This is a genomic window from Lacticaseibacillus boliensis (assembly GCF_054784775.1).
Genome location: NZ_BAAIHN010000036.1, coordinates 1 through 26,319, shown reverse-complemented (window position 1 = coordinate 26,319; position 26,319 = coordinate 1). Strand labels below are relative to the sequence as shown.

General features: G+C 43.7%; 21 protein-coding genes and 4 pseudogenes. 8 read left to right on the top strand and 17 right to left on the bottom strand.

Features of this window, described 5'->3' with window-relative positions:
- Window positions 1–331 precede the first annotated feature (331 nt).
- The 11 genes and pseudogenes from ACYVRB_RS12105 to mobQ form a co-directional block, all read right to left on the bottom strand.
- The gene (locus ACYVRB_RS12105; RefSeq protein ID WP_125708900.1) at window positions 332–1,003 is read right to left on the bottom strand and encodes a TetR/AcrR family transcriptional regulator; all 672 of its coding nucleotides are present in this window, start codon (window positions 1,001–1,003) and stop codon (window positions 332–334) included.
- A 4-nt stretch (window positions 1,004–1,007) separates the two neighbouring features.
- On the bottom strand, window positions 1,008–2,255 hold the full coding sequence (locus ACYVRB_RS12100; RefSeq protein ID WP_125708902.1) for an ABC transporter permease: 1,248 nt from the start codon (window positions 2,253–2,255) through the stop codon (window positions 1,008–1,010).
- The gene (locus ACYVRB_RS12095) at window positions 2,233–2,976 is read right to left on the bottom strand and encodes an ABC transporter ATP-binding protein (protein WP_125708904.1); all 744 of its coding nucleotides are present in this window, start codon (window positions 2,974–2,976) and stop codon (window positions 2,233–2,235) included. Before ACYVRB_RS12095 ends, ACYVRB_RS12100 begins: the two co-directional genes overlap by 23 nt.
- 342 nt (window positions 2,977–3,318) lie before the next feature.
- Entirely contained in the window at window positions 3,319–3,906 is a 588-nt protein-coding gene (locus tag ACYVRB_RS12090; protein ID WP_461215666.1) for a recombinase family protein, read from the bottom strand.
- A 96-nt stretch (window positions 3,907–4,002) separates the two neighbouring features.
- Window positions 4,003–4,547, bottom strand: a pseudogene (locus ACYVRB_RS12085) (replication initiation factor domain-containing protein).
- Entirely contained in the window at window positions 4,535–4,702 is a 168-nt protein-coding gene (locus ACYVRB_RS12080) for a hypothetical protein (RefSeq protein ID WP_461215670.1), read from the bottom strand. Before ACYVRB_RS12080 ends, ACYVRB_RS12085 begins: the two are co-directional and overlap by 13 nt.
- A 37-nt stretch (window positions 4,703–4,739) precedes the next feature.
- A complete protein-coding gene (locus ACYVRB_RS12075; RefSeq protein WP_461215668.1) occupies window positions 4,740–4,835 on the bottom strand; it encodes a hypothetical protein in 96 nt (31 codons plus the stop codon).
- 725 nt (window positions 4,836–5,560) lie between these two features.
- Window positions 5,561–7,291, bottom strand: a complete 1,731-nt coding sequence (locus ACYVRB_RS12070) for an AlwI family type II restriction endonuclease (RefSeq protein WP_461215664.1) — start codon at window positions 7,289–7,291, stop codon at window positions 5,561–5,563.
- A gap of 6 nt (window positions 7,292–7,297) precedes the next feature.
- Window positions 7,298–8,212 (bottom strand): DNA adenine methylase, encoded by a 915-nt coding sequence (locus tag ACYVRB_RS12065; protein WP_461215662.1) that lies wholly within the window; start codon window positions 8,210–8,212, stop codon window positions 7,298–7,300.
- Between the two features lie 124 nt (window positions 8,213–8,336).
- The gene (locus tag ACYVRB_RS12060; protein WP_461215660.1) at window positions 8,337–10,472 is read right to left on the bottom strand and encodes a type IA DNA topoisomerase; all 2,136 of its coding nucleotides are present in this window, start codon (window positions 10,470–10,472) and stop codon (window positions 8,337–8,339) included.
- Between the two features lie 96 nt (window positions 10,473–10,568).
- Complete coding sequence (mobQ, locus tag ACYVRB_RS12055; protein ID WP_461215658.1) at window positions 10,569–12,632, bottom strand: MobQ family relaxase; 2,064 nt, start codon at window positions 12,630–12,632, stop codon at window positions 10,569–10,571.
- Between the two features lie 270 nt (window positions 12,633–12,902).
- Between mobQ and ACYVRB_RS12050 the strand changes: the two genes are divergently transcribed.
- Window positions 12,903–13,112 carry a hypothetical protein gene (locus tag ACYVRB_RS12050; protein ID WP_461215656.1) on the top strand — a complete coding sequence of 70 codons (210 nt, stop codon included), beginning with the start codon at window positions 12,903–12,905 and terminating at the stop codon, window positions 13,110–13,112.
- Window positions 13,113–13,134: 22 nt separating this feature from the next.
- Window positions 13,135–13,413, top strand: a complete 279-nt coding sequence (locus tag ACYVRB_RS12045; RefSeq protein WP_139961780.1) for a hypothetical protein — start codon at window positions 13,135–13,137, stop codon at window positions 13,411–13,413.
- On the opposite strand, the gene ACYVRB_RS12040 is transcribed toward ACYVRB_RS12045, so the two are convergent.
- The 3 genes and pseudogenes from ACYVRB_RS12040 to ACYVRB_RS12030 form a co-directional block, all read right to left on the bottom strand.
- Window positions 13,403–13,909 carry a hypothetical protein gene (locus ACYVRB_RS12040; RefSeq protein ID WP_461215654.1) on the bottom strand — a complete coding sequence of 169 codons (507 nt, stop codon included), beginning with the start codon at window positions 13,907–13,909 and terminating at the stop codon, window positions 13,403–13,405. The genes ACYVRB_RS12045 and ACYVRB_RS12040 overlap by 11 nt on opposite strands.
- On the bottom strand, window positions 13,899–14,180 hold the full coding sequence (locus ACYVRB_RS12035; protein WP_002819873.1) for a type II toxin-antitoxin system RelB/DinJ family antitoxin: 282 nt from the start codon (window positions 14,178–14,180) through the stop codon (window positions 13,899–13,901). The genes ACYVRB_RS12040 and ACYVRB_RS12035 overlap by 11 nt, the downstream gene beginning before the upstream one ends.
- A 259-nt stretch (window positions 14,181–14,439) precedes the next feature.
- A pseudogene (locus tag ACYVRB_RS12030) lies at window positions 14,440–15,084 on the bottom strand (replication initiator protein A); the annotation flags it as partial.
- Window positions 15,085–15,239: 155 nt separating this feature from the next.
- On the opposite strand from ACYVRB_RS12030, the gene ACYVRB_RS12025 reads away from it, so the two are divergent.
- From ACYVRB_RS12025 to ACYVRB_RS12015, 3 genes are all read left to right on the top strand, one after another.
- On the top strand, window positions 15,240–15,800 hold the full coding sequence (locus ACYVRB_RS12025) for a hypothetical protein (RefSeq protein WP_056965282.1): 561 nt from the start codon (window positions 15,240–15,242) through the stop codon (window positions 15,798–15,800).
- 429 nt (window positions 15,801–16,229) lie between these two features.
- Window positions 16,230–17,246 carry an IS30 family transposase gene (locus ACYVRB_RS12020; RefSeq protein WP_096109476.1) on the top strand — a complete coding sequence of 339 codons (1,017 nt, stop codon included), beginning with the start codon at window positions 16,230–16,232 and terminating at the stop codon, window positions 17,244–17,246.
- Between the two features lie 165 nt (window positions 17,247–17,411).
- Entirely contained in the window at window positions 17,412–18,782 is a 1,371-nt protein-coding gene (locus ACYVRB_RS12015) for an FAD-dependent oxidoreductase (protein ID WP_056964285.1), read from the top strand.
- Window positions 18,783–19,019: 237 nt separating this feature from the next.
- Here the strand turns inward: ACYVRB_RS12015 and ACYVRB_RS12010 are convergent.
- Window positions 19,020–19,280 (bottom strand): annotated as a pseudogene (locus ACYVRB_RS12010) (transposase); the annotation flags it as partial.
- 6 nt (window positions 19,281–19,286) lie between these two features.
- Here ACYVRB_RS12010 and ACYVRB_RS12005 point away from each other — a divergent pair.
- Window positions 19,287–19,517: pseudogene (locus ACYVRB_RS12005) on the top strand (IS30 family transposase); the annotation flags it as partial.
- 2,316 nt (window positions 19,518–21,833) lie between these two features.
- On the opposite strand, the gene ACYVRB_RS12000 reads toward ACYVRB_RS12005, so the two are convergent.
- Both ACYVRB_RS12000 and ACYVRB_RS11995 read right to left on the bottom strand, forming a co-directional pair.
- Window positions 21,834–22,256, bottom strand: coding sequence for a hypothetical protein (locus ACYVRB_RS12000; protein WP_407895402.1), 423 nt, complete (start codon window positions 22,254–22,256; stop codon window positions 21,834–21,836).
- The gene (locus ACYVRB_RS11995) at window positions 22,243–23,154 is read right to left on the bottom strand and encodes a ParA family protein (protein WP_461215652.1); all 912 of its coding nucleotides are present in this window, start codon (window positions 23,152–23,154) and stop codon (window positions 22,243–22,245) included. Before ACYVRB_RS11995 ends, ACYVRB_RS12000 begins: the two co-directional genes overlap by 14 nt.
- Before the next feature lie 793 nt (window positions 23,155–23,947).
- On the opposite strand from ACYVRB_RS11995, the gene ACYVRB_RS11990 reads away from it, so the two are divergent.
- A complete protein-coding gene (locus ACYVRB_RS11990; protein WP_461215651.1) occupies window positions 23,948–25,408 on the top strand; it encodes a primase C-terminal domain-containing protein in 1,461 nt (486 codons plus the stop codon).
- 386 nt (window positions 25,409–25,794) lie between these two features.
- Window positions 25,795–26,094 (top strand): hypothetical protein, encoded by a 300-nt coding sequence (locus ACYVRB_RS11985; RefSeq protein ID WP_461215649.1) that lies wholly within the window; start codon window positions 25,795–25,797, stop codon window positions 26,092–26,094.
- Window positions 26,095–26,319 lie beyond the last annotated feature (225 nt).

Genomic DNA, 26,319 nt, shown 5'->3' with positions numbered 1-26,319 from the left:
CTAGCTTTTGGTTTCGACGCTTAGAGCATAGCATGGGTAGCTTTGTAGGTGTCCTTTTAATTTGTCATTTTAAAAAGGGCCTACACTCTCGGCGTTGGATTTCTCCAACACCAGAAAGTGTAGACCCGTATTTCCATTCCAAAAGTACTAGGCCCTTTTTGATAACAAAAAAAGGCATCTAAGCCTCCCTAGTGCTATGCTTTAAGCGACGAAACTCAAGATAAGCGGGGTAGGAATAGATGTCTCAACTAGATAATACGGTAGATTGTAAAATTAATCCGAACAGCGTTCGGATTAATTTTACAGTCTACCATATCAAGTAACAGTTAGCTCACTGACCAGTAATTTGATCATGTTCACCCGGGGTCAATATTTTGGTCATCACCGTAATCAAATACGCTTGTTCGCGCTCAATTTCAGTTCCCGGCAATTCCAGCATTAACTGCGCTAAGTAACCGAATAGCTGCGATAACAAACTTTGCAGTATCAAATCATTCGGCCAATCCACAATCAAATGATCTGCTTTTAGTTGATTTATGACACTTCCCATCTGCTTGACCACCTTAGGCGCAATCTGGCTAAGAATCTGTTCGCGTCGTTCGGTGTCAAAAGCTGCCATTTCAAAAATGACCTTTAACTCTTTCACGTTAGCTTTAGCAAATGCAACTCGGTCCGTAAAAATTGCTGTGACGAATGCCTGTAGACTGGGATAACGCTGCCGTAATTCATCCTCTGAAAAATCACTCGCTAAAATTGGCACAATATGCGCGGCAATTGGTGCTAAGATGGCATCCCGTAAGGCAGCCTTAGTCTTATACCGCCGATAGACCGTCCCCTCTGCAACGCCGGCCCGTTGTGCAATATCACTAGTACTGGTCTGGTCAAAACCCTTTTCAGCAAACAAATCGAGACTTGCCTGGAGGATGGCCCGTTGCTTAGGTGTAATCGTTTCATTCTGACTTAGATCCTGTTGAAAATAATCCCGTATCCGTGGTCGTTCCATATCCTCACACCTTCCGATAACGTTTCATTCCAACAATATTCAACATTGTTAGTACGACCATAAACCCTACTAATATTAACAAATTGGCACCAATATCGCCAAGCCCAGCACCCTTTGTCACAACAGCCGTCAACGCATTAGCACCATAGTATAACGGCATGATGTGGGCAATTGCTTGCAACCAACTGGCCATGCCATCGACTGGAACCAACCCAGCAAAAAAGATTTGTGGTACAACAATCAGTGGAATAAACTGAATCATTTGAAATTCTGAGTTAGCAAAGGTGGAAATAAAGATACCCAAGGTCAAAGCCACTAACGCCAATAATAAGTTAGTCAGAAAGACCAGCCAAATACTACCAACTAAGTGAATCTTGAAGACCGTAATTGTAAAAACAACGGTCAGGACAGTCTGAATGATGGCAAAGCCCCCATAACCAATTAGATAGCCCATAATAATTTCACTCCGTCGAATTGGGGTTGCAAGTAGCCGGCTTAGGGTTCCAGTAGTGCGTTCATTCAAAAGTGAAACGCCAGAAATCAAGAACACAAAGAAGAAGACAAAGAAACCGAGAAAGGCTGGCAAAAAGTTTTCAAAGAACGTTGAATCACTACTACCATAAATATAATGAGACTTAGTCGTATAACTGGTTGCTTTAGCTGACTGAGTCGAACTAGACGTCGTGGCTGTGGCCTGCTTGAGTTGCTTTTGTAATTTCTCAGCAGTTGCCTGGTCACCGCGGGCCTGGGCTTGTGCAATGGCAGTCTTCAGCTTGGTCACCGTTGCTTGTGTCTGGGCTGCTGTCAGCTTCTTCAGAGCCGCTTGTTGCGATTCAAGGGCCGCGCGCTGTTTCTTAGTAACGGTCACCAGCGTCTTCATTTTCAACTTGACTAATCCTGATTGTAAACTCGCCTTAATTAAAGACGTGTTGGTTGGATTGCTATTTGAATAAGTAATCGTCAATTGACCATTTTTCTGAGTCAAATAGCCATCTAGATCATGCTGCTTAATCATTTTCCGTGCCTGTGAACTATCATAATGATGAATCGTCACGTTTTTGGTATCGATCACGTTAACCACGGATTGGTCTACATGATGAACACCCAAGCTTGCTACTTGCGTCGTGTTGTTTTGAAATAAGAAATACATCAGCGTCATAATCAGCAATGGTGCCAAAAACATCAGCGCCAAGGTACGCTTATCACGTAACATTTGCTTAAAAACTCGTCTAACGATTGCCATCGTTCGCATCTTGCATCCGCCCCGCTTTCAAAAAGACCTGTTCGATCGTATCTACTGCATACTGTTGTTTCAGTGCCGCGGGTGTCCCCTCAGCAAGCGCAATCCCGTGCCGAATCAACATGAGATAATCACACCGTTCTGCTTCGTCCATGACATGCGTTGTCACGAGCATCGCCTTACCGGTATCCTTGAGCTTATTTAGTTCGGTCCAAATTTGTTGCCGTAATTCTGGATCAATCCCAACGGTCGGTTCATCTAAAATCAATAATTGGGGATCCTGAATCAGGGCAATTGCCAACGACAAGCGCCGTTTCATCCCACCCGAATAGCCACTGACCCGCTTGTCTAATTGGGACGTTAAATCAACTAATCCGGCGGCATAATCAATCATCTGTGCTAACTTTATTTTTGGAACGCTCATCAATTGCCCAAACAAGGTCAGGTTTTCACGGGCCGTTAGTGTCTCATACAAAGCGTCACTTTGGGCCATATACCCTACTTGTGCCATTACCGCCCTATTGGGCATCACCGTATCCATGACTTTAACAGTGCCACTATCCACAGCTTCCATCCCTAAAATACTCTTGATCAAGGTGGTCTTCCCAGCTCCTGATGGCCCAATCAAGCCATAAATCATTCCAGCCGGCAGTGTCAAATCAATCTGATTGAGCACTTGCTGATGACCAAAGTGCTTGCTGACCTGCTTGGCGATGACATAATCCGTTGCCATTTTAATAACCCTCTTTCTCAAAGAGAGTGTATGCTCACTCACTTAATGGCTTTAGTATAATCAGCACATCTCGGTTTGTCAATATTAAAATGAGTTATCACTCACTTATTTTGTTTCCGGCCCATTTGTCACCGCATTGCAATCTAACATACGGTCATATTTTTACAAGATGTTTTTCAGCCAATTTTAAATTTTACTTCCACAAGCTTTCTAGCAACTTAATATAAAAAGGTTATCAGCAGACTTATAGGTTTAATTAAATCTAGTTTATTCATATTCTTCTATTTGATAACGGCCTGTTCTGGGATTGTCCTCAACGACTGGCTAACTTGTTTTTGCAATTTACGATCTTTTTATATTGTACTTCTTGCGATATCTGATAAAAGTTGTTCGCTTAATACCGGTATTACGGGCGACGTCTACATCACTCATGCCCGTCTGATACAGTTTAAAAGCATGTTGCAAGCGGGGATCGTCTTGGGTGTATTGGGGTTTGCGGCCATGATATTTACCTTGCTGTTTTGCTAGGGCAATTCCTTGTTGCTGACGTTCGATGATCCGCTTACGTTCGCTTTCCGCCTGGTACTTATACAATTCAATGATGAGGTTGGTCATCAGTTGACGTAAATTGGGGTCAGCAATCCCTGTCATGGACGGTAAATTCAACACATCTAGGGTGGCACCCTTATTTTGAATGGTGTTCATGATCTTAGTTAAATCCAGGTTGTTTCTGCCTAAACGATCTAGTTCAGTGACCATGACAATATCACCCTCACGAATATAGGCCAGCATTTTTTGCAGTTCTGGCCGATTAGTGTTAGCCCCACTCAATTTATCTGTGAATAGCTTATCAACGCCCTTTAAAACAGCTAGCTGCCGATCTAAATGTTGTTCCTTGGAACTCACGCGAGCATAACCGATTTTAGCCATTGTCAGCACTTCCTTTTGGACAGTTCTAATGAACATTTATAATTCCTAGTATAGCACAGGACCAAACCTGGCCACTAGGGTATACCCTGTTGGCCTTTATACATTCCTTATTAAAAATTGTTTTTTTATATAGCTAGCCACATTTTCTTTGTCTGGAAATAAAGTAGCCTGGTTTTTCAGCCAGCGGGTAATGTGTGCATAACTCAATGGTTCAGGATTGGTAGATAGTCGTAGATTGTCGCGATAAGTGCCAATGAATGCGTCCCAGCGCGGCTCTGTTGCCCACTGACTTTTCGCTTTGTGACTCGCGTCAAGAAACGCAGATAACGATTGATGATGCCAAACACCACTTTCTCTGGGTCACGTTCCGCTAACAGATTCTGAATTGCCGCAGCGGCACGCTTGCGATGTAGCCGAACCTCAAAACGCGTCCGGATTGGGTGGTCTTCAATCGCAATCTCAGGGTGTTTCTGGTTTTGCTCAAAGGCCTTGTCGTAAACATAGAAGTACACTTCACTTTGCGGCGATCCTAGATACAAGGTTCTACCTAACACCTCCCACTGTTTCGTGCGATTATCCCGGAACCCATGAAAACGCGAGGTGAATTCATCGCGGTCACACTTCTCAATCAAGGTCGGCACATCGAGCAAACCATTGCGATCATTGATAGCAAGGTCAACCCGGGTGAAGTGACCGTCAAGCGCAATACAGGTCTCCAAGAAGTCGTACAGGTGCGGTTCTGCTGGCGAAAATACGATTCAACATAGCGACAACCATGACCTTTCAGCTCAATCATCGTGCCGCTGTCTTCGCTGGGATCATAGCCCTCCATATCACACGCCTTCCTTAAGATTAAAGTAATTCAGATTGATCTGGAACAGATCAGCCACCAGTTCTTCATAATCGTGCGACTTGAAGGTGACGCCCAAGTAATCAATACAAACGTCAATATTTTTCTGGCCGGTTAGCGACCGTATCGCTAATGTCAACCATAGCCGCGCTTGCTGGTTAATGGGCTTCTTCCCCGTCAGCAACTGGTTCAGATGCGACCGACTATAATTGGCCTTGGGTAATCTTGTGCGTATGCATCTCAGCGTAAAACTGGTTTAGCCAATTGGTATTCGTCATTCCACCGTCTAAGTTCAAAACTTTTAACATGTTAGCTCCTTTCGAGTCTTCACTTTGCCGGCGCATAGTGGCTTGTCGCCGGTTCTTTCGTCCTACTTACGTGTATTTTGTCTCTAATATTTGCCCCCCTATTAGAAGACCGGGGGCTTGTGGCGGTCGGCTAACGCCGCGCACGGCGGCGATGCGTTGCAAGCCCCTTCCGGAAGGGGCTGTGAGAACTTTCGCTCTCACCATATACAGACGGTTTGTAGGACGCGTTTTGAAACTGAAAGTTGAACTGTAACAGTCTTTTAATGCTAGCAACTGGCTGAACATGATTACTAAGTGAACCACGGATACGGGTATCCGCACATTCATTACAAAATGCGGTAAGTACCTAATAATCGACCGTACTAAAGATCCTCACAATCGTAAGCAACCAATAACCCCTCCATGAACACTCTGAGGCTTCACTACACTCAAAAAACCAAGCCATTAAACTTGGCTTGACCTATTTTTTTACCTACTAGAAACTGGGCAAGGCATTCTACTCGACACCAGCCACCTCTTGCACATAGTCCAATACCTTACTATGCCAATCATCTTCGGTCTGACCAGCTAATGCGGTCTTTCTTGCAATCTTGGTAGAATACTGGTGAATGCTAAGTAAATCACTGGCGTCCAACACCTTGTGGGACGCCGCTTTAAAGAACACAACAAATGTAGCCAAGTTCATTGGAATAATATCAACGCTACCGTTATACACCTTATGATTCAAGAAGTTGGTAGTCCAAAAGTAATTAACTACGGTTGGTGTTAAATTCTGGGCAACAAACATTCCAAAAACAGGTTTGTCTGATTTAGATTGAACTTCACCAACATGACGTGTGACAGGCTCACTTTCCATATCGTACTGTCGCTTGCCAGTAGATAGGGTAACTTCAACAATCATCTGAAAATCACCATAATTTCCGACGATATCGCCCTGACCGCCACCAGCCGTAGAAATTGGCATACCGTTGTCATCAGGAACAAAATTTCCCTTAATGTCACCGTGATCAATCATAGTGATTGCTCGCCACATGTTCCATTCAAACATCAATGGGCCATCTCGACCCTCTTCTTTGTCCGAAATATGCTTGAACACAGCCAAAATATTTTGAATATCTTCATCGCGGCGTTCCTTCAAGCGTTTGGCTTGAGCAGTCACGCGATCCTCACGTTGACGACGACGAAGCTTAGCAAGGACAGACTTCAACTCGTAAGTATTCATACCGTCAAGATCCCGGTCGATGGAAGTGCTTGGCTTGAAGGACACAATATCGGATTGTAGCGAGGCACGATTGTCATTCAACAAGATCGGAAGCTCTGGATTGAACATATATTTATCAAACTGAGAACGAGCCATATCCTCAGGCATTGGTTTACGCTCGATTTGAGTCAAGATATAAGAAACCTCACGCTGCCGTACCGGGCTGATACTCAAAGTTCGGCCTGCAGACATGACAATCAATCCAGATTGACGAAGGCTTCTGAATACTGCATCAGTGTAGTCACTAAGATTGGCCAGTTTCTTCTTCATGAACTGACTTTCACTAGTAGTCTTTGATTCCCGTGTTGCTATGTTACCGGCAGTAATCATATCTGCATAAATGGCACGGTAGTGAGCATACTTTGTATCATCTGATAATTTCTTCAGAGACTTTTTTCCACGAGTAGATTCCCGATCACGTCGATATTGCCGGATTGCATCAACGGTTACTTGAAAATTTCTATAATCCGTCATGGACATTCCAAAAATCGTCAGTTCATCATAAGTCAAATACTGAAGGATATTGATCAACCGCAATATTTCTAGAAACGGCTTAATGTAAAAACGACCCTTATTTTGTGCTGTCTCATGATGAAGTGGTGATGGTAACTGGAATTTCAGCATCTGATGCATCAACACATCTTCAAACAGGTCATTGTTTAGCAATTGCTTACCAGCAGCTGTTATTTGCAACGGCTTCCGGGTTTGTGTCTGTAAGAATCCTAAAGATTGTGGCGCCCTCGTTAATTTATCTCGACCAGAGAGGTCTGGCGACTTAGAACTATTAGCACCCTTAACACCAACATCGGATTCAGAATACAAATTATAGAATTGAGCCTGAAGTGCCCTAGTGTATGCTTTACCGTCAAGGCCTCCATCAAGAATAACCTTAAGTATACCTTGAATAAGTCTTGGGTTACGCGGGCTTGTCGAGAAAAAAATATATCGTGAACTGAATGTCGCCATAGTCTGTCAACCCTCTCGATAAATGTCATTGATTTTATAATTTGCAATAATAAGATGCTCAGCGCTGGATTTGAACCGGTTGCGGATGTTCACTGAATAGCTCTTTTTATAAGATCCCTGAATGTATTTCTGATACAGATCACTTACTAGTGGTGTATTTCCAATAATCATTAATGCTGGGGCGTTAAGGTTCTTAAAATCAGCAGCCAACTTTCGATGAGAATCTTCATTAAAATCTCCAGTGAAGACCTCATTCCCATAATCAGAAAAAGTAGTGTCATACGGTGGATCCAAGAACATAAAATCGTTTGGCCCTGCAAGGTCAAATGAGTGTTCATACGATTCATTTACGATCTCACTCTTTGAGAGCAATGCTTGATGAGCGGCTGTTGCGAGCTTCGTGTTGAAATTAGCATACCGCCCATAAGGCACATTGAATTCTCCTGCGCTGTTATATCGGATCATACCTGAATAGGCGAGCTTATTGATAAAGAAATACAGCGTGCCGTACGCGTATGGTGATGGCTTAAGGCCATTGAACATATCCCGAATCGAATAGTACAGCTGTTCATTAGGATCTTCTACGTGATCATCTGGATGGGCGGATTTTCGGGCTGCAAAGATGTTACGATTCTGTACATACTTCAAATGCAGTGAATCTAGTTCCTCACGTACTCGGGGATATTCATCCCGAAAACTTTTGTAAAACTGAATAAGGGGTTTATTGATATCAGCAATGTAAGAATCTTGTGGCGCTAACTTAAAAAATGTAGCGCCTCCACCAAAAAACGGTTCAAAATAACGCTGCATGGTTGGAATGTACCGATAATATTGCGACAACTCTCTTGACTTGCCACCACGATATTTAATCAATGGAGACAAGCTTTTAATATCACTCTGTTTATTATTCATATCTATCATTAAGAAGAACCTTTCCCGATGCCCTGACTTATTTGCGTCATGGCTGGTCGTTGCATTTATTGCATTGGTCTCATTATATCAAAGATTCACCAACCGGAACGTAGTGTCGGGCGGTAGGCAGGTTCTAATCAAAATCAAAACTTAATTTATGGCCGTCAAGCTTTAACTTGGCGTCAAACGACTTTCCTTTTTTGCTCTTGAACCCCTTTAGTTTGCTGGTTTCCCCCTTAGTGATTAAGGCTTTGATCGCAGTTTTACCGAGGGTTTTACTGCTCCATTTCTTGGGCAGGGTAAAGTCTTCGCCTTGCTTAGGCTTTACAATGTAAAACTTCTGTTTATTTAAAACGGTCGCTTGCGGTGTTTCTAAGAAGACCTCGGCGGCTTTTTGCGTTTGCTGTTGGTGATCGATTTGTTGCTTAATGGCTGCACTGCCAGTCAATTGTGTGGGAACATCAGCGATTAACTTGGCCACAAAGTTCTTAATCTGGCTCAAAAAGTTATCCGGGGTGCGTTCTTCGGTACTGATTTGCTGTAACGCTTGCTCCCATTTAGCCGTCATTTCTGGGCTAGTTAGCAAGGGTTCGAGTTCGACCGCTTTACATAATGTGATCCCAGCTTCACTGACGTGGAGTTTGTTCTTTTCAGTGACGAGATACCCGCGTTTCTTTAACACTTCTAGCACATTGGCCCGGGTCGCACTTGTCCCAATTCCTTGCACGTCTTTGAGAATCGCCTGGGCTTCTTCATCATCAAGCGTTTTACCGGTCGTCTTCATGGCTGTGATTAATGTCCCTTCGGTAAACGGTACTGGTGGGGTCGTTTCTTTTTGCGGTGTTTGCAGATTTGCCTGAACTTGGTCGTCTTGGTGAACGATCGGTAGGGTGGCTGCCTCTTGCTGGTCGGCTTTGTGATCATCAAATAAAACTTGCCAACCTTGCTTAGTTGGGACCTTACCCGTTGCTTTAAAATTGGCGTCGCCAACTTGGGTAATAATGATGGTTTCTTCATACTCGTAAGGATCAGCAAACATCGCTAACGTCGTTCTTAAAACCAAATCATAGACCTGTTGCTGTAATTTAGGTAAGGCAGCTAATTGATCTTTAGCCGGGACGACTTTAGTCATGATAATGGCGTAGTGTTCTTCAACCTTTTTCCCATTAACATAGCGCTTATTCGGGGTGGTATTGGTTAAAGCAACTTGCTTAGAGACTAACCCCAGATACTTCGTCAGATTAGCCACTAAGTACTCAAATTCTTCATCAGTGATATAAGCACAATCGGTGCGGGGATAACTCAACAACTTGGCTTCATATAAACTTTGAATGGCTGCTAAGGTTTGGCTGGCGCTGGCGTGATAACGTTTATTCATGGCACTTTGCAGACTGGATAGTGAGAATAGTTGGGGACTGGCACTCTTTTTAGCCTGCTTTTGCACGTTCTTGATTAAACCGCCCTGTGAACCTTTCTGAACGTGTTTAGCTTGCATGAATGTCATTAGCCCTGTTTCATCTTTAAACCGCTGATAGGGGTCTAATTTTGCGACGAATTTTTGCTGATTGGCTAAAATTTCCGCATTTAGTTCAAAATAGGGTTCCGGCTTAAAGTTTTTGATTGCCTGGTCTCTTTGATAGACCATATATAAGGTTGGCGTCTGTACTCGACCAATCGAATACACCCCGCGTACCCCGTTTTGTCTTAATAACAAAGTATATAAAGGACTGCCATTCATACCAATTAACCAGTCACTAATTTGACGGGTTTGGGCTTCTTTATAAGCCAAATAGTCTTTGTGCCAATCACCAAGATTTTTAAAGCCGGTAATAATCGCTTCTTTTTCTAGGCTATTCAACCAAAGGCGCTTAATCGTTTTCGACTTAACATCAATATGCGCTTGGTTCATGATCGACCACGCGATATTTGACCCTTCTCGACCACTATCGGTGGCGACAATAATGGTATCGGCTTTTGTTAACAGGTCTTTGACGATCCCGTATTGATCCTTTTTACTAGCTGACACTTCAAACTTGTATTTATCAGGGAAAATCGGTAAATTAGATAGGGCCCATTGCTCGTATTTCTGATCGTATTTATCCGGTGTGGCTAGTTCAACTAAATGTCCGAGACCATACGTGACAAGCGTATTATCGGGCAAAACAGGGTCGCTAACCGTATAGTAACCCTGTTTTTTTGTGCTCTTTTGAAAGGCTTGGACGTATGAACGGGCTTGACTGGGTTTTTCAGCTAAGATAACAGTGGTCATGTTCGTTCACTCCTTGTGATTCAATTTTTGATCTAATTCTGTTCTGCCTTGTTCAGCCGCTTTTAACCAGGTTTAACGGTGCATTTTTTATTCCGATTACAAGTGCATGCCCCCATCCTCATGCCGATTTCGAGTTTGGTGTTGCCGTTTCTTTTTCGTCATTTCCCACTCGGCCTCTTTTAAACCTTGCGCCTGTCTTTGCCGTTGGTAATCTTCATCACGGGCATATAGAGCGGCCATGATTGCGTCACTAAAGGCCGTCTTTAGGTAATATTCTGGACTAACTGGCTTGTAGTTCAATGGTTGATAATGTGCCAGCTGGGATTTTCGGTATTGATCGTCCTTAGCTTGTTGCCCTTTTAACTGTTTTTGGATTTTCTCGATCTGACTGTTCTTAATCGTTGGATCGACTTTACATTCACCCAAAAAGAGTTGTTTAGTGCCGTCATGCTTTAAAACCCGTTGTAAGTGATGATTCTCTAACTGATCTAAGCTAAGCTGCCCCGATAAATAAGCTAGTCCTTGTTGATGTTCTTGGGGACTGAACACCTGTGGTGGATTTGCTTGCCACTGTTCAATCGTTTCGGCCTGACATGGCTTTAAAACAGGATCATAGTACATCACGGCTGTATAGGCTTGTTCCTGTTTAATCAATGGCAATCCATCTAAATCACCTTTGGGAAAGGCTCTTTTCAATACTTCATGGTATTGCGTTTGAATGACTTGCTTAACGGCCATGATTGTCCGTAGGTCTTTGACTGCTCGAGTAATCTTTTGCTGTTCTGCTGGTGAATACTTTTCTAGTAGTCCTTTATCGACGTGTTCCAGGCTTTCTAAGCTATCAGAGTGGATCATTAGCGTATATTTCAGATCAATTTTGGCCTCTTTTTCTTGTTGCATTAATAACTTAAAACCAACGTATGGCCGCTTGGTAAAGGTCAATAATTGCTGGGTCAATAAATCATCACGAATATTCATTAAACGTTCGTTTAATTCACTGCCTTTGAAAACTGTTTGCTCGCTTTCGGTTTCCTTAATTAATTCTCGTCTTTCAGCTTGTATGGTCTGTTCAAAATTAAGCTCTGGATAAAGTTTTTTCGTAGTACGATCGACCACTTTATTTAAGAGTTCATCTGCCTTTTTTAATGAGCTTTCTTGTTGGTTAATTGTCAATAATTGTTTAGTCACATCTTCACCAACCGCATGTTTAATTAAGGTGCTGTTTTTCCAATTAAATAGCATGCGCCGCTTATCATCTAAGTTCTCCAAACTGATATAAGTTTTCAGTTCATGGCTTAACTCTTTAACTACCCGTTTTTCATTAAACGATAAGTGTTTACTTAGGCTATCTAAATGACCTCTATTGATTACTTTTTCTTGGTTATTTTTATAACTGGCTTTGGCCTTGCGATAGTCCTTAACTTGTTGGTTAAATTCTTTTCTTTCATGCCGCTTACTATTGATTCCCTCATGTTGCATTGGGGTATCATCTATTCCCTCCTCGATAAATGATTTTTCGCTGATCCGATCGGGAATATTTTTTTGCTCTAAAACTTGATTTACACTAACCGCCCAATTGTGCCGCCATTCAGTTATTTTTTCTTTTTTATCCCAATCAACTAGCCACACCTTTCTTGATCTTGGAAAACGACTATTTCCTGTATAAGTCTTGTTCCCATTTTCATCTAATATATTTTCTCTTTTACTTTTCAATCCCCATGTTCCGTCTGGATTAAATGGACGATTAGTTAGCATAACATGAGCGTGCGGATTATCTGGGTGATCTCTATGAATTGCTACGTCGGCAACCATACCCTCATCAACAAAATTTTCTTGTACATATTTTGTCAATAATTCTTTCTGTTCATCTTCACTTAATTCAACTGGTAAAGCCACGTTAAACTCTTTTGCATAGCGTGAATTTTCTCGCCGATCTTTTCTTTCGACTTCATTCCATAATTTCTCTCTATCACTCGCCCATGCTGGCGCATTCTTTGGTGTCAAAATAAAGCTTTCTGGCGTGACTGACCGAGCATAAAAATAGCTTCGGCCTTCTTTTTGATCGAATAACTTTTCACCACTTCGATAAGCAGCTCCAGCAATGGCACTACGTCCTTTACCAGCACTAATATTTTGAAAACTCATGTGAAAAATTGCCATGTCGGTCACCACCTTCCTTTGGGTTTATGGGTTTGCTTTTGTTGTCGCCAACGGCGACTTATGATACAAGGGTTTAGCACAATAACACAACCAACTTTAGTTGTTGTGTGTAAGTGCGCATTGACCTCGTTTCACTCGGTCTTCTGATTCTCCTGAATTTACTTTTAGTGTATGACTTTCGCTTCTCTATTTCAACTTTTATCCTTTGACTTAACGTTTCCATTATGATATAGTGTCGGTGATTATTTTAAGATGATTGGAGGGATAGTTATGCAGCAAAGTAACTTAGAGAAACAAGAAGCTAAATTAAAACAGCTTAGTCAAAAGATTAAAGCTGAAAAAAATAAGATTGAACAACGGCTAGGTAAACAAATAATCAGTCAATCCAATTTAGATTATGCTAATTTGTCTAACGATCAGATTAAGCTTTTAGCCAAGCAATTTTCTGAATTTTTAAAGGTAAAGTCCGTAGATCATTAGCCATACGAGATAGGAAAATTCCATGTCTAATCAATATGAAAAACTAGTCGAGCAGCAAGCGCGCTTAAAACAAAAAATTGAGCGGGAAGATTTCAAATTACGGCAATCTAAATACTATGAAAGCCGGCAAGCCCGCAAAGCCCGTTCTCGCCGATTAATTCAAAAAGGGGCTTTATTAGAAAAGTACTTTCAAGCTAATAACCTCTCGGTCGAACAAACCGAAGAACTTTTAAAAACATTTGCTGACTATGTTAACGCCCATAAACCGGATAAATTAAAAAACGATCAACCTAATAACTAGGCCGATCGTTTTTATTTTCAGAATTGTTTTTGGGCTTAATTTCTGGATTGTGTTTAGCAAAGTCTTTTAACTGTTTTTGAATTCTTTGTGTAAGCTCTGCTTTACTTTCTTTGTGCTTCCTTTTACTTGATCGCTGTTGAATTATCTTTTGACCCTTACCTCTTCTTTTTGATTTTAGGTCAAGCGTAAAATCTGAAATTTCATTTTGATCTAGCTTACTTAAATGACCGATTTCTTTAAAGTTTAAACCGGCTTTGGGAAAGCGATAAATATTACCAAGATCGACCCAGGAAGGTTTCTTCAACCCAGCGGATTGCCAATCTTGAATCGGATAATATTGTTGCTTGATATAAGCCGACTTCTTTTCATACTGACTAGTAATTTTAAAAGCCTCGACCGTCTGTTCTGATACCCGACGAATTAAAACTGGCCGAGACTTGCCACCATTAGTTTCTACAAAACTAACGTATAGGCTGACTAAGTCATTAGTCCTCATCTGGATCGTTGAGCCAATCAGCGACCTCTTTAGCGTCTTTGAACTCGGTGACTGGTGTCCCTTCGGTCGCCTTTAAAAAGCGTAAATTAGCTCTTTCTTCTTCGCTTAAAGACGCATTAAAAGGTAAAGCACCATTAGCAACAATCCGCTTGTAAAACATGTTAATGGCCGTGGTTGGATTTAAGCCCAATTCGCTTAAAACTGCTTCGGTATCATCGGCCAAATCTTTATCAATCTTGACTTGGACCCGTTTCTTTTCCTTAACTGCCATGATTGTCTCATCTCCTTTCTTTTGCTACTACCATTATACTACCTTTTGAGTACCTTATCAATAGATAAATTCCTGGCCTCAAATCACTGGAGCTTGGCGTTGATCTAAAGGCTGAACTTTTGAGCTGGTTAGCCTGGTTAGCTCTGGCACTCATTTAAAAGCCCCTATTCTTCTGTTTAATCCATTTAAATCTAACTTAAGTAAAAAGAGGTTAGTAAGTCTTAAAACTTCTTAGAAAGGATTCTGTAGCCTTTTAGGACTAGTAGTACAACCCACTGTTATCGTTGTCGGCCGATTTTTCTTCTTCAGGGTGTTTGGCCGCATATTCTCTAGCCGCTTGTTTATTCCACCAAACTCCAAATAGGTTTTGCATGGTGCCGTACAAGTAGTTTTCAACGTTCTTGATATGCTTCTCATTGCTTCTAAGAGTGTTAAAGTAGCGTCTCAAGGCTTTGGTCATTAAAGGCTTCAGCTCCTCATCATCAAGTGGGATTAGGACCCCAATATCCTGATGATCCTTCTCAACTCGGTACTTAGCATTTAAGATAATGCCGATGAAGCGACGCATTTGTTGTGGGGTACGGCACCAGAAGCTAAGTAATTGCACGGCTTCGGGTTCTAAGAAAACGGGTAAGCCACTGTCTTCATCAGTTAGGAAGTCATTAGCATGATTTATGAGATCCTGGTTTTGTTTTTGAATTTCTGCTGGTGAGAAATTGGCTGTGGAAAAGTCCAACTTTTGAGTATCTATATTGTATCTGTTTTTGTCTCTTTCTTTAGGTTCTCTATATAGATTAAGTCCATTTTTTGAACTTCCGCTCGTAGCAAGGGTTTGAGAGCTTTTTTGACCAAATTCGCCGCGTAAATAGACATCGGTTGCTTTCACATCGAGCTTGGACAGATAGGTAGATTGTAAAATTAATCCGAACAGCGTTCGGATTAATTTTACAATCTACCAATTTGCCAGTGCATAAATTTTCCTTTCTTGACATATATCAATTTTAATAAGTTTAGAATAGCATATAATGGACTTATAATGAAGAATTGGAGGAATCATTCATGACTAAAAAATACGTTGCTAACATCGTACCACTAAACGCAGAAGGCATTGGAACGGCACCCCATGGAACTGCCACCTTTGTTGAAGACGGTGACCAATTACACGTGGCGATTGAAATGTTTGATACACCTGCAAATACGCAACACTGGGAACATTTCCACGGTTTTCCAGATGGTAAGGCGGCCCAAATTGCCACGATGGCGCAGGATGCCAATCATGACGGATTTGTCGACTTGCCAGAAACTGAACCAGTCTCAGGGACAACGATGGTGCCATTTGACAACGCCCCACATCACATGGACGTGCCAAATGATAACTACCCAGTCGCTGACGCCCAAGGCCACTTTGCCTACGAAATCGATGTGCCATTAGCTGATTTGAAAGCGAAGTTCAAAGAAGTTTTTGGTACCGATGACTTGGAACTCGACAAACGGGTCATCTACATTCACGGCGTACCACAAGACTTGGCTTTACCAGCCACCGTTGCTGGTGAAGTTGGCGCCTACGATGCACACGTCACCTTACCAATTGCGGTTGGGAAGATTGAAGTCGCAGACTAACCTAAAATTTGAAGTAAGCTAAAACATAACGACCGGATGAGCCTATCACATGACAGGTTCATCCGGTCGTTATGTTTATTTCTTTAGACTATCGACGGAAGCCTTGAAAACGCGAAATCGATTGACGATTATGGTTCCGACTGGCGAAGCACGTCCGTTAATTATTGCCGAAAAATTGGCGTCCAGATATTCCGATAACCTAATCGGGTTGGATGAGCGTCGTCGACCATTGCTAGTGGTTGGGCGCGATTTTCAGCTTTGACCACTGGATCTTGCCAGAGGTCAATAATCGTGAAGTGCCACTTTTTTTGTAAGACTTTCAATTGCTCCCCAGTTTACAATTCAAGTGCAACACCTTAGCGACTAGACCAAAAAGGCCATGAAGACCTATTCTTGTTAGTGCAACCAGACAAGAAAGCAGGAATCTTTATGACCCACTCTCAGATTAACACTCACAAGCACTACCAACAACTCAGTCTTAGCGACCGTGCTACAATTCAGGCCCTTCGGGCTACTGGTGACACCGCGACCGTGATTGCACAGAAGCTTCATCGCAGTAAAGCGACAATCTCACGGGAAATCACGCGTGGATCTGTAACTCAGCTCGACTCGAAGCGTCACTCGCATCAAGTCTATCTTGCGGAAACTGCCCAAGCCATACACGACCGCAAACGCGACAGAACCGGACACCACGCCTTTCTCAAAACCGGCCGTGCGTTCTTCAAAGCTCTCACCAAGGAGCTTACCCGCAAGCCTCGCGTGCACAGCGTTGATAGTTTCGTACACTTCTATCGCGACCAGGGTAAGTCTTGCCCTTCAACGACTACCGTGTACCGCTACATCGATGCCGGGCTGCTTGAACTAGACAACATGACACTCCCCAAGAAGCTCCGACGCCGCGTCAAAGGCTATAAGAACGCCCACAAACGCAAGAACAAGAAGATATACGGCGACTCAATCGAGCTGCGTCCTGCGGCCGTGAATGACCGTACAGGCGTGGGACATTGGGAAGGCGACTTGGTCAAAGGTATTCGTTCGGCTGATGAGCCAGCGCTGATGACGCTCACAGAACGGTACAGCCGAACTGAAATCATCGTTAAGATACCTGACTATCATGCGGACACCTGCCTTAAAGCCTTGCAGGACACGATCAACGATTACGGGGCCAAGGAGTTTGAGAGTATCACGTTTGACAATGGTTCCGAGTTCGCCAAGCTGTCGGAGATCGTTGGAACCCAGATCTATTTTGCTCATCCATACTCGCCTTGGGAGCGCGGCACTAACGAGAACACCAACGGACTACTCAGGGAGTACTTCCCGAAGGGAAAGTCTCTCAGGGACGTTACGCTGGTTGAGATCCAAGCAGTCCAATCAGCACTGAACCATCGTCCCAGACGTATTCTGAACTATCTTCGACCATGCGATTACTACCGACGCATGGCTTAACAACCTAGACCACTATCAAGGATTCATTATCATCGTTGCACTTGACTTGAAAATTGAGGATAATTTTTTAAAATGTAACCGTTCGCAGGCAGAACATGTTATACTATTCATAATATACGAGTTGTTTGCTCTTAAATAGTCTGCAATTTGAAAGGCGGTATTTTGATGAAAGTCATCGTCGTTGGTTCTTCTCATGGTGGTTACGAAGCCGTTCGCGGCATTATCAGTGAAGCGCCAGACACTGAGATCCAGTGGTATGAAAAAGGCGACTTCATTTCGTTCCTCTCGTGCGGCATGCAGCTTTATCTGGAAGGCGTGGTCAAGAATGTGAATGATGTGCGCTACGAAACGGCCGGGCACGCGCGGTCCCAAGGTGTCTCCGTCTTCGTCCGTCAGGAGGTCACCGCGCTGGATCCGGGCGAGCACACAGTCACGGTACATAACCTAGATGACGACAGCACGCGTAGCGAACACTATGACAAGCTCGTCCTGTCGGTCGGCGCCGTGCCTGCACCGCTACCTGTACCGGGGGCTGACCTGGCGAATGTTTACGCGATGCGGGGCCGTGACTGGGCAATCCGCCTGAAGGCTAAGACCGTGGACCCAACCGTGCAGAATGTGGCCGTGATCGGCGCCGGGTACATCGGGGTGGAGGCCGCTGAAGTCTTTGCTAAGGCCGGCAAGCATGTGACCTTGATCGATGTACTGCCGCGGGCACTGCAACTGTATCTAGACGAAGAATTCACGGATACACTGACCCAAACCATGCGCGAACATGGCATCTACCCGGCCATGGGGCAAGGCGTCAAGCAGTTCACCGGCACCGATGGCCAAGTGAGCGGCGTGGAAACTGACGCCGGCACCTACCCAGCTGACTTGGTGATCATCTCAGCGGGGATCAAACCGGCGACCAACTGGCTCAAAGGTGTGGTCGACCTCGATACGAGGGGCTTGATCGACGTCGATGCCCATCAGCAGACGTCAGTGCCTGATGTTTACGCAGTCGGCGACGCGACACTGGTGCCGTTTGCGCCGACAGATGGCATGGCCCGAATCGCCTTGGCCACCGTCGCCCGGCGTCAAGGCCGAACCGCCGCCAAGAACATCCTCGGCCAACCGATGACCATGCCTGCTGTCTCAGGCGCTTCAGCGCTGTCGGTCTTTGACTATCACTTCGCCAGCACCGGCCTGAAGGAAGGGACCGCCGACCAATTCGGCGTTAAGACGCAGTCGATTTTTGTGACGGACACGGTTCGCCCTCAGTTCGTGCCGGACGCGGCCGGCAACGCAAAGGTGGCCTTCAAGCTGACCTATGACCCGGCCACCAAGCGGGTGCTGGGCGCACAGATCATGTCCACCCGCGACGTGACTGCCAACATCAACGCCATCAGCTTGGCGGTCCAAGGTAAGATGACGCTGGATGACTTGGCATATGCAGACTTCTTCTTCCAGCCAGGCTTCGATCGGCCATGGAACATCATCAATGTGGCCACACAAGCCGCCTTGCTTGGTAAAACAACTACCGAGGCTGAATGACATCGTCCGTTTCCTTCGGGGTTGTTACAGAACCCCATAAATAAACGGACTAAGAACGAAAATCCCGAAGATTTTCGGTTCTTTGTCAAATGGTGTTGAAGAATAGTTTTTATTCTTTGAAGGTCTCCCCGACTAAGGGAGGCTTTTTTGTTATTTAATTGTTCAAGGGACTAGGCTGGATTCAATGGCGATGGTGTTGCGGTAAAGGTTTTGGAGTTGAGAGTTGTTTTAGAAAGCTTAAGCGATGAGCTGGTAGACCCGGACGAACATATTTGCTTGGTTGGCGAATCCATAACAGGTCCGTTTGAGTTCTTTGATCTTACGGTTGACACCTTCAATAGGGCCGTTGGAGTATGGCGACTTAGCGGCGTTGATGATCCATGGGAGATTCTTGCGCAAGGTGGCGATGGCAGTGTCCATGACCGAACCTGTTGGCTGATATTCGGTGATTAATCTCTTGAGGACACGAGGATGCCCATCCATCAAGGCTTCGTGGATGGCAAGCTGTCGGAGATCGTTGGAACCCAGATCTATTTTGCTCATCCATACTCGCCTTGGGAGCGCGGCACTAACGAGAACACCAACGGACTACTCAGGGAGTACTTCCCGAAGGGAAAGTCTCTCAGGGACGTTACGCTGGTTGAGATCCAAGCAGTCCAATCAGCACTGAACCATCGTCCCAGACGTATTCTGAACTATCTTCGACCATGCGATTACTACCGACGCATGGCTTAACAACCTAGACCACTATCAAGGATTCGTTATCATCGTTGCACTTGACTTTAAAATTGAGGCTTGAAATTAGAGTTTATCAATATTTGCTTACTTTTTAATGGTGTTTAGGAGAATGGATATAACTATTGGCAAGCATCTAAATCTGAGGACGTGTCGTATTGCCATGTTGCGCAGAAGTCGAGTTTTTTTACCTTCCGATGATTGTTCCAGCAATTCAATCTCAGGAGGCTTTTCTAGATCAAAAAGGCACCCAAATTACTTGACGTTAAGCTCGCAAGTAAATTAAGCACTGGGAGAAATGGACACATGTGTCTATATGACGATTTAACATTGCTACGGTGTAGGCGTTTAATCACATTTACACATGCTCCCATGGACACATGTGTAAATTGTTCGAAATATCCATCCTGATATGTCAAAGCAAGTTGAGTAACAAGTTTGAATCGCAACAAGTTGATCGTATTTACTAGCATTTCAACGAAGGATGACAGCGAAACTTATTGGTAAGCTGTAGAACCAATCGACGAAGAATGGGTCGTAGTCAGGATGCAAACGTCTATATGTTCTAGATGGTCGGTGGCTTATTCAATATCTACTGCGTACACCTAATACGAAGATCGGTTCATTCATTCTGAGTCCGCAAGGCGATATCAAATTTGACAGACATAAAAGGCAAACGCCCCTGTCTCATTTAACCTAGGTGGCAAACAGTTTAATATATTTTTAAAATTTAGAAATGACACATGTGTCCATTTCGAAGTTTTGAAATACCGTCAAATCGGGACTAAAGCAAACATTTACACATGTGCCCATAGACACATGTGTAAATGTTGAATGCGAAGTTGCGGTATGCAAGACCGATTCACCACCTTTATTGCCTACTTATGTAGTTAACTTTCGGATGTAGAGTTTCCTCGTACATAACAGGGTGTTTTGATAATTTAAACTAGGTACGCACTTGATCAATGGCTACGTGAAAGTTGAAAGAATTCAGATTAGAACTTGTTGATCTGCTAATCGAACTATTTAGGGAGTGCAGCATGAAGGATTTGGCAATTGAAGAAGCCTCGTATCAATCTATAGACTTGGGAAGTTTGTCGTTTGTAGTGTAGAGACTGTTCTGGATGGACACATGTGTCTATGCGCTACATTGCAAAGTACATCATGTTGGGAAAAATCAGGCTTTTACACATGTGCCCATGGACACATGTGTAAAAGCCGTCGTGCAAAGATACAGATACATTTTGCAACCCGGTTATATGATTGGCGCATGTAGACTGCGAACATCGTGTCGAATCTTAAGGCGGCTGGAATTTCAAAAATGCGGATATCATGTTAGAGTGCAATCGATCTGTACAAATAGAAGATTACCTGAATAATACGGGTACACTGAAGTTGTTGTTGCCAATAGATCCTTGTTCGGCTTCACGGTTGCGTTTGGATCGAACTGTTCCCAATTATTGTCCCCTATTGTTTTAAAAGAGTCTCAATCCTGATTCTAGGAACTGATTCAGTCTGACAATTATGGACACATGTGTAATTAACTCTTCACCAAACTGCATGCTATTGCGGTTTTTGGTAGAATTACACATGTGCCCATGGACACATGTGTAAACCTGTGTGATATTTTGCTTACAGCGCTGAGTTAACAGTCGGTGGGAGATTACACAGTACCAGAAACAATAGGAGACCGTTTCAAATTTCAAGGAGTGTGCAGCTTCTAGAGATGAGGTCGATTCGTCGCTTTTAGGATGAGTTAGCTGCTATTGATTTACGAAGGCTGAAAAATGGAACAACCATCAATTGATTCATCTAGACCGTAATCAGGTGTAAGGCAAAAAGTGTGGCTTGTATCTTCATAGAATGGCGCATTGCCTCACCTGAAGGCATTTCGGTCATTGAATGGAATTGGTGTATCAATTATTTACACATGTGTCCATAGGCACATGTGTAAATAATTTGGAAATGCGGATTGTGACTCTCACTCGACGGGGACCATGCCAACCATCAGAGATTGTTTTTGATCACGATTAGGTGAGGATAAAACGTGTTTCAAATCACTATTGATATCAATGGATTCTCATAGATGAGCTTCGGCACGGAATTTAGATCTATTGAGGCTCAGGATTGCGTTAAATGAAAGGGAATCACTAGATGATGATCGTTGATCGAAAGGATCTAAAACCTGCAACGGGACTAGTTTTTTCAACAAGCCATGGAATACTCGTATGGCGTAATTTTATAATTTACACATGTGTCCATGGGCACATGTGTAAATTATAAAAAAGGAGGCCGAATTTTCGGCCTCCGATGGTACTACAGATTTCGTTTTCTTGCGTCAGTCATTCGAATGCGTTCCAATGACGCTTGGTAAGCCCGACTCCATTCAGGATTGTTAGTGACGTGACTTTGAACATATTCGTCAACCAAGTCTTCAAGAATTTCATACATATACTTATTAGGAGATAGTTCAAGCAATGCTTGAACTTCGATGAAAGTTTGTTGAGGAACACGAATCGTACGACGAACATCCTTGACCGGCTTTGCTGATGCAGCTGCAGGTTGACTACGAGTGGCAGGTTTTGCTGCTTCAGTTTGTTCTTTAGCTTCAGGGACTTTGATGGGTTTAGAATCATAAGTTTCCTTCGCTGGGATGTTTGGTTGATAACTCATGTCAGAAGAGTGCTTCTTCTTTTTATCACTAAAGAAGCCAATATTGTTTTTATTAGTTTGTGCCATCGTTGATTTCTCCTACCATTTCAAGTCGTTCAATTAAGTCATCAGCTAAAGGATCGAAGACGTCCTTGAATAATTTGGTGTTCCAGTAACCCTGACGAGTAACCCCGCCACGAGGGGCAGATTGGATTCGCTTTGCAAACGGGATGATGTGTTTAAACATATTTTGTTCGCCAAACATCCGGATCGCATCCTCGATAACAACTTGATCAATTGCACCGGAGTTTGAAACTTGATTCGGCAAGATCCCTAAAACATCAGTCTCTGCTCCAAAGGTTTCATGTAATTCAGTTAACGTCCCGTTGATAAACGAAATTGCGCCATCAAGGCTATCAGACTGGGTTTGGAAAGCAATAATGACGTAATCAGATGCCATGGTCGCGTTACGAGTTGAATCAGATCGTGGCTGTGGTGGCGTATCGATGAAGATGAAGTCATAATTTGGCTTGATTGGTTCAATGAGATCTTTTAGAACACGGACCTTTTTAGATTCAACTTCATAATAATCATCGTCTGTCCGATCGGCTAACCCATATTTCTTCGACAAGAAAGTAGAAAAGCTGGCAAAATCAATGTCTGAAGGGACTTCATCAAGATTAGGTACGACATTGACGAGCGCTGGCTCAAGGTTACCATCGCGTACAGCGGCCATCATGGATTTTTCTACTATGAAAATCTCATCAGGTGCATAGGCCTTTTTGGTGATACCCATCGTCTTGGAAAGGTTCGCTTGCGGATCTGCGTCAATGACCAGAACCTTATATCCGCGTTCGGCAAGAACAAATGGCAGGTATCGATTGATGGAAGTTTTGCCGACCCCACCTTTTTCATTGGCTACAGTGATTGTCAGCGGACGACTGAGTTTTGGAGCTGAAGGCGCACTTTTAGAATTTGTTGCCAAATTTTTTTCCTCCAATTTACACATGTGTCTATAGGCACATGGACACATGGACACATTTATACAAGTAAAAATATAGAAGAATATCTCGTAAAAGTCAACCCGCATGGACACATGTGCACATCACACTGTTACTAAATACTATTGTAACAGCATTGAACATTAACTGACACATGTGTCCATGTGCACATATTTAGGGGTATAAAAGTATACAAGTATAAATTTTTTCTCATTTACACATGTGCCTATGGGCACATGTGTAAATGGACACATTATTATTAAAACAATGAAAAAAGGCCTTGCAATGCGGTTTCTAAACGTTTAAATTCAAGATAAATAAAAAAACGGCCATGCAGGCCGCTAAAAGCTCAGGACGATTGGCGTCGTCACATCGCACGTAAGTAAAGTCATTATACAGCCAACTTGCTCTGGTTGTAAATGCTGAGTGATTTAAAAAATCCGGAGGACAAACCGGAGAGCATCGTGAGAGCCATCGGTTCCTACTTCTACCACACTGATTGTGGTAGAGGAGACGACATCCGACCGAGGGAGAAGCGCATCAAAGGGACAGGTCGCACCGCCACTTCAAAAACGCGTGTCTAGTGTATAACTCTAGTTGTTAGCGCTTGAAATTTGTCTAATCAGAGTATTGGTGTTACTGTGCCTACATAGCTGAGCCACCGATCCGTCCCTTAGTGGCTTGCATAGCTTGAATCTAAATCATAAAAATGAGTCTATTTGCCTTAGGGGGAGTAGGCTCTTTTTTATGTCAAAAATCGAAAGGAGGTTGATCCAGATGAGCTTATCTAAAGACATGCTTAAACTGATCCTGCACGAGGGTCTCGCGCAAACCAAATATAAAAACTCTAAATTAGTTGTTCTGGATCAAACTCTGGAAGTCCGTCCGCATGGTGCAGTCTTCTTGACACGTACCAAACAGAACTTGTCTGAAGCACGGGGCTTCATTGCAACCTCACAAGAAGCTGTAATTGATAACATGGGTTGTAGCCATTGGACACCAAACATCTTCCGATATGGAACTTACTCGGATGATGTCCGCAAGACCATCGTGGGTCACAGCGAAAAGAACCTTAAGCAAATCAACACCTTGGTAGTTGATGCAGATTTTGGCGATCACAAACCTCGGTACTCTGAAGCGATGCTGGAAAACTTCATCATCAAGAAAAAGGATCTTTTCGACCCAGAAATCTGGCCGACAGCTATCCTCGAAACGCCACATGGATATCAAGCTTACTACGTTTTGTGGAAGCCAGTCTTTATTGCCAAGAAGGGGACTCGCTATCCAGCAATCGAAGCCGCTAAAACAGTCAGTGAGCAGTTGCGTCAAAGCGTCCTGAAGAAGCTCCCACAAGTAGACGTTGGGTGTAATGATCTAGGCTTCTTCAGAATGCCGTCTGACGACACGATTCGCTTCTTTGAACCGTCGCTCACTCTTGATTTCAGCATGTTGCTGGATTGGGCGAAGGACATTGTAAATAAAAAGGCTACGGTGATCAAACCAGGTGCCGGTCCAAAACAAACCGACCAACCGTGGTTTAATGCGCTCGTGCACGCTACAGTCGTGCGTGGTGATGGTGATCTTGGTCGCAACAATACACTTTTAACGATGCTCTTGGCATGTTACTCCTCTAGGTGGGGGAAAGACCGTGCTTATGACCTTGCTGATGAGTGGAATTCAAAGCAACCAGAACCACTGCGAGATACTGAAGTCCGTGGAATTCTTCGAAGTGCGTATTCAGGAAAGTATCAAGGTGCAAATAAAACCTACATTCAGTTACTAATGAATCGCTGGGCGCCAGAAGTCCGCCCATTTGCGTATGCAGGTCGCCAAAATTGGGTGAAATTTGCTAAACCACGCCACATGCGGAAATATTCTCACGTTTCAGAATGGGCAAAAGACCTGGTGAAGTACATCCAGCGCCTGGGTGCACGTAGCACGTCACTGGCGTTAAAGACTGCGGACATCCGCTCAGCGTTGAAAATTAGCCGCGATTCTCTCAATAAGACCTTAGACTATGTTGCAGAGCATGGTTTACTTCGAGTACAACGAACTCGTGGACGCAACGGTGGGCTGGTCTTGATCACGATGATGATGGCTGGTCGGCAAATCGAAGCAGGACATTCCAAACAGGCGCAAGCATGGGCTGACTATTTGGCGATGACAAAAAAAGGTAACGACAAACAAGGAGAAAAATCGATTCAAATTGCTGCAGAAACCATGTTGTGGGATGGGTAAATTAAAAGTTCCGATTTGCCATTACAATTATCTATTATGGCTTTTTCGTTTTGCCGCTTTTGATCTTGTACTTAGCCCTGCCTCTGCTTTTACTGATTGTGTATGTCATGCCTAGAGGGGCGTATGGTTGGTTAGATTTTTGGGGGACGCTTTGACCACAGCAGTAGACCTTGCGTGGTTTATATTTGGACTTTTTTAGAAGCTGGTGTTATCTTGTTAGCAAGCCCTTACAAAGTTAACTAAAGCGATGTTATTTGTAGGGTGGCCTGGGGTATACAGACTGGTGTTGCCTAGGTAGTGTTGTCGTCTTCGCAAGTGATAAGGCGGTGGTTAACTGTTCTGAGTAAGTTGTTTTATCAACGTAGTCTGTCTCAGGAGGGTTATTTATGGGAGCACGTCATCATGATCGAAGTCATTTTTTTGAGCGTCGAGTTCGGCATTTTAAGCTGACAGAGTTGCTAGAAGATGGGATTTATATTCAAGACTATGGCGGGCGAGTTTGGGTTAATAATGATAACGGATTCTATACGCCTCAGATTGCTTCTGGTGCTGAGGAGATTATTGTAATTCCATTGAGTGAGGCTTATCAGCGGGCAAGGATTGTACTAGATGGTCATCGGCAATTGATTGTTCGTCGTCATCACATGGGTGGGTCACTTGATCGTATCAACCTGGATTATTCATAGAATTTCAAAAAAGCAGCGCAATCCCACGATTCACACGGGACTGCGCTGCTTTGGTGTTTCACCCATTGGGTGCGCCTATATGCTAAGGTTGAGTCGATGAAAACCATCACGAAAGCGAGGCTTCACACCATCTCAACTTTAACCAGCTTATCCCTGCAATGCAATACCAATGTGACTGTGACCGCCGACGGCGGTCAACTTTCAAATGACGCCGGGCTCGTTTTG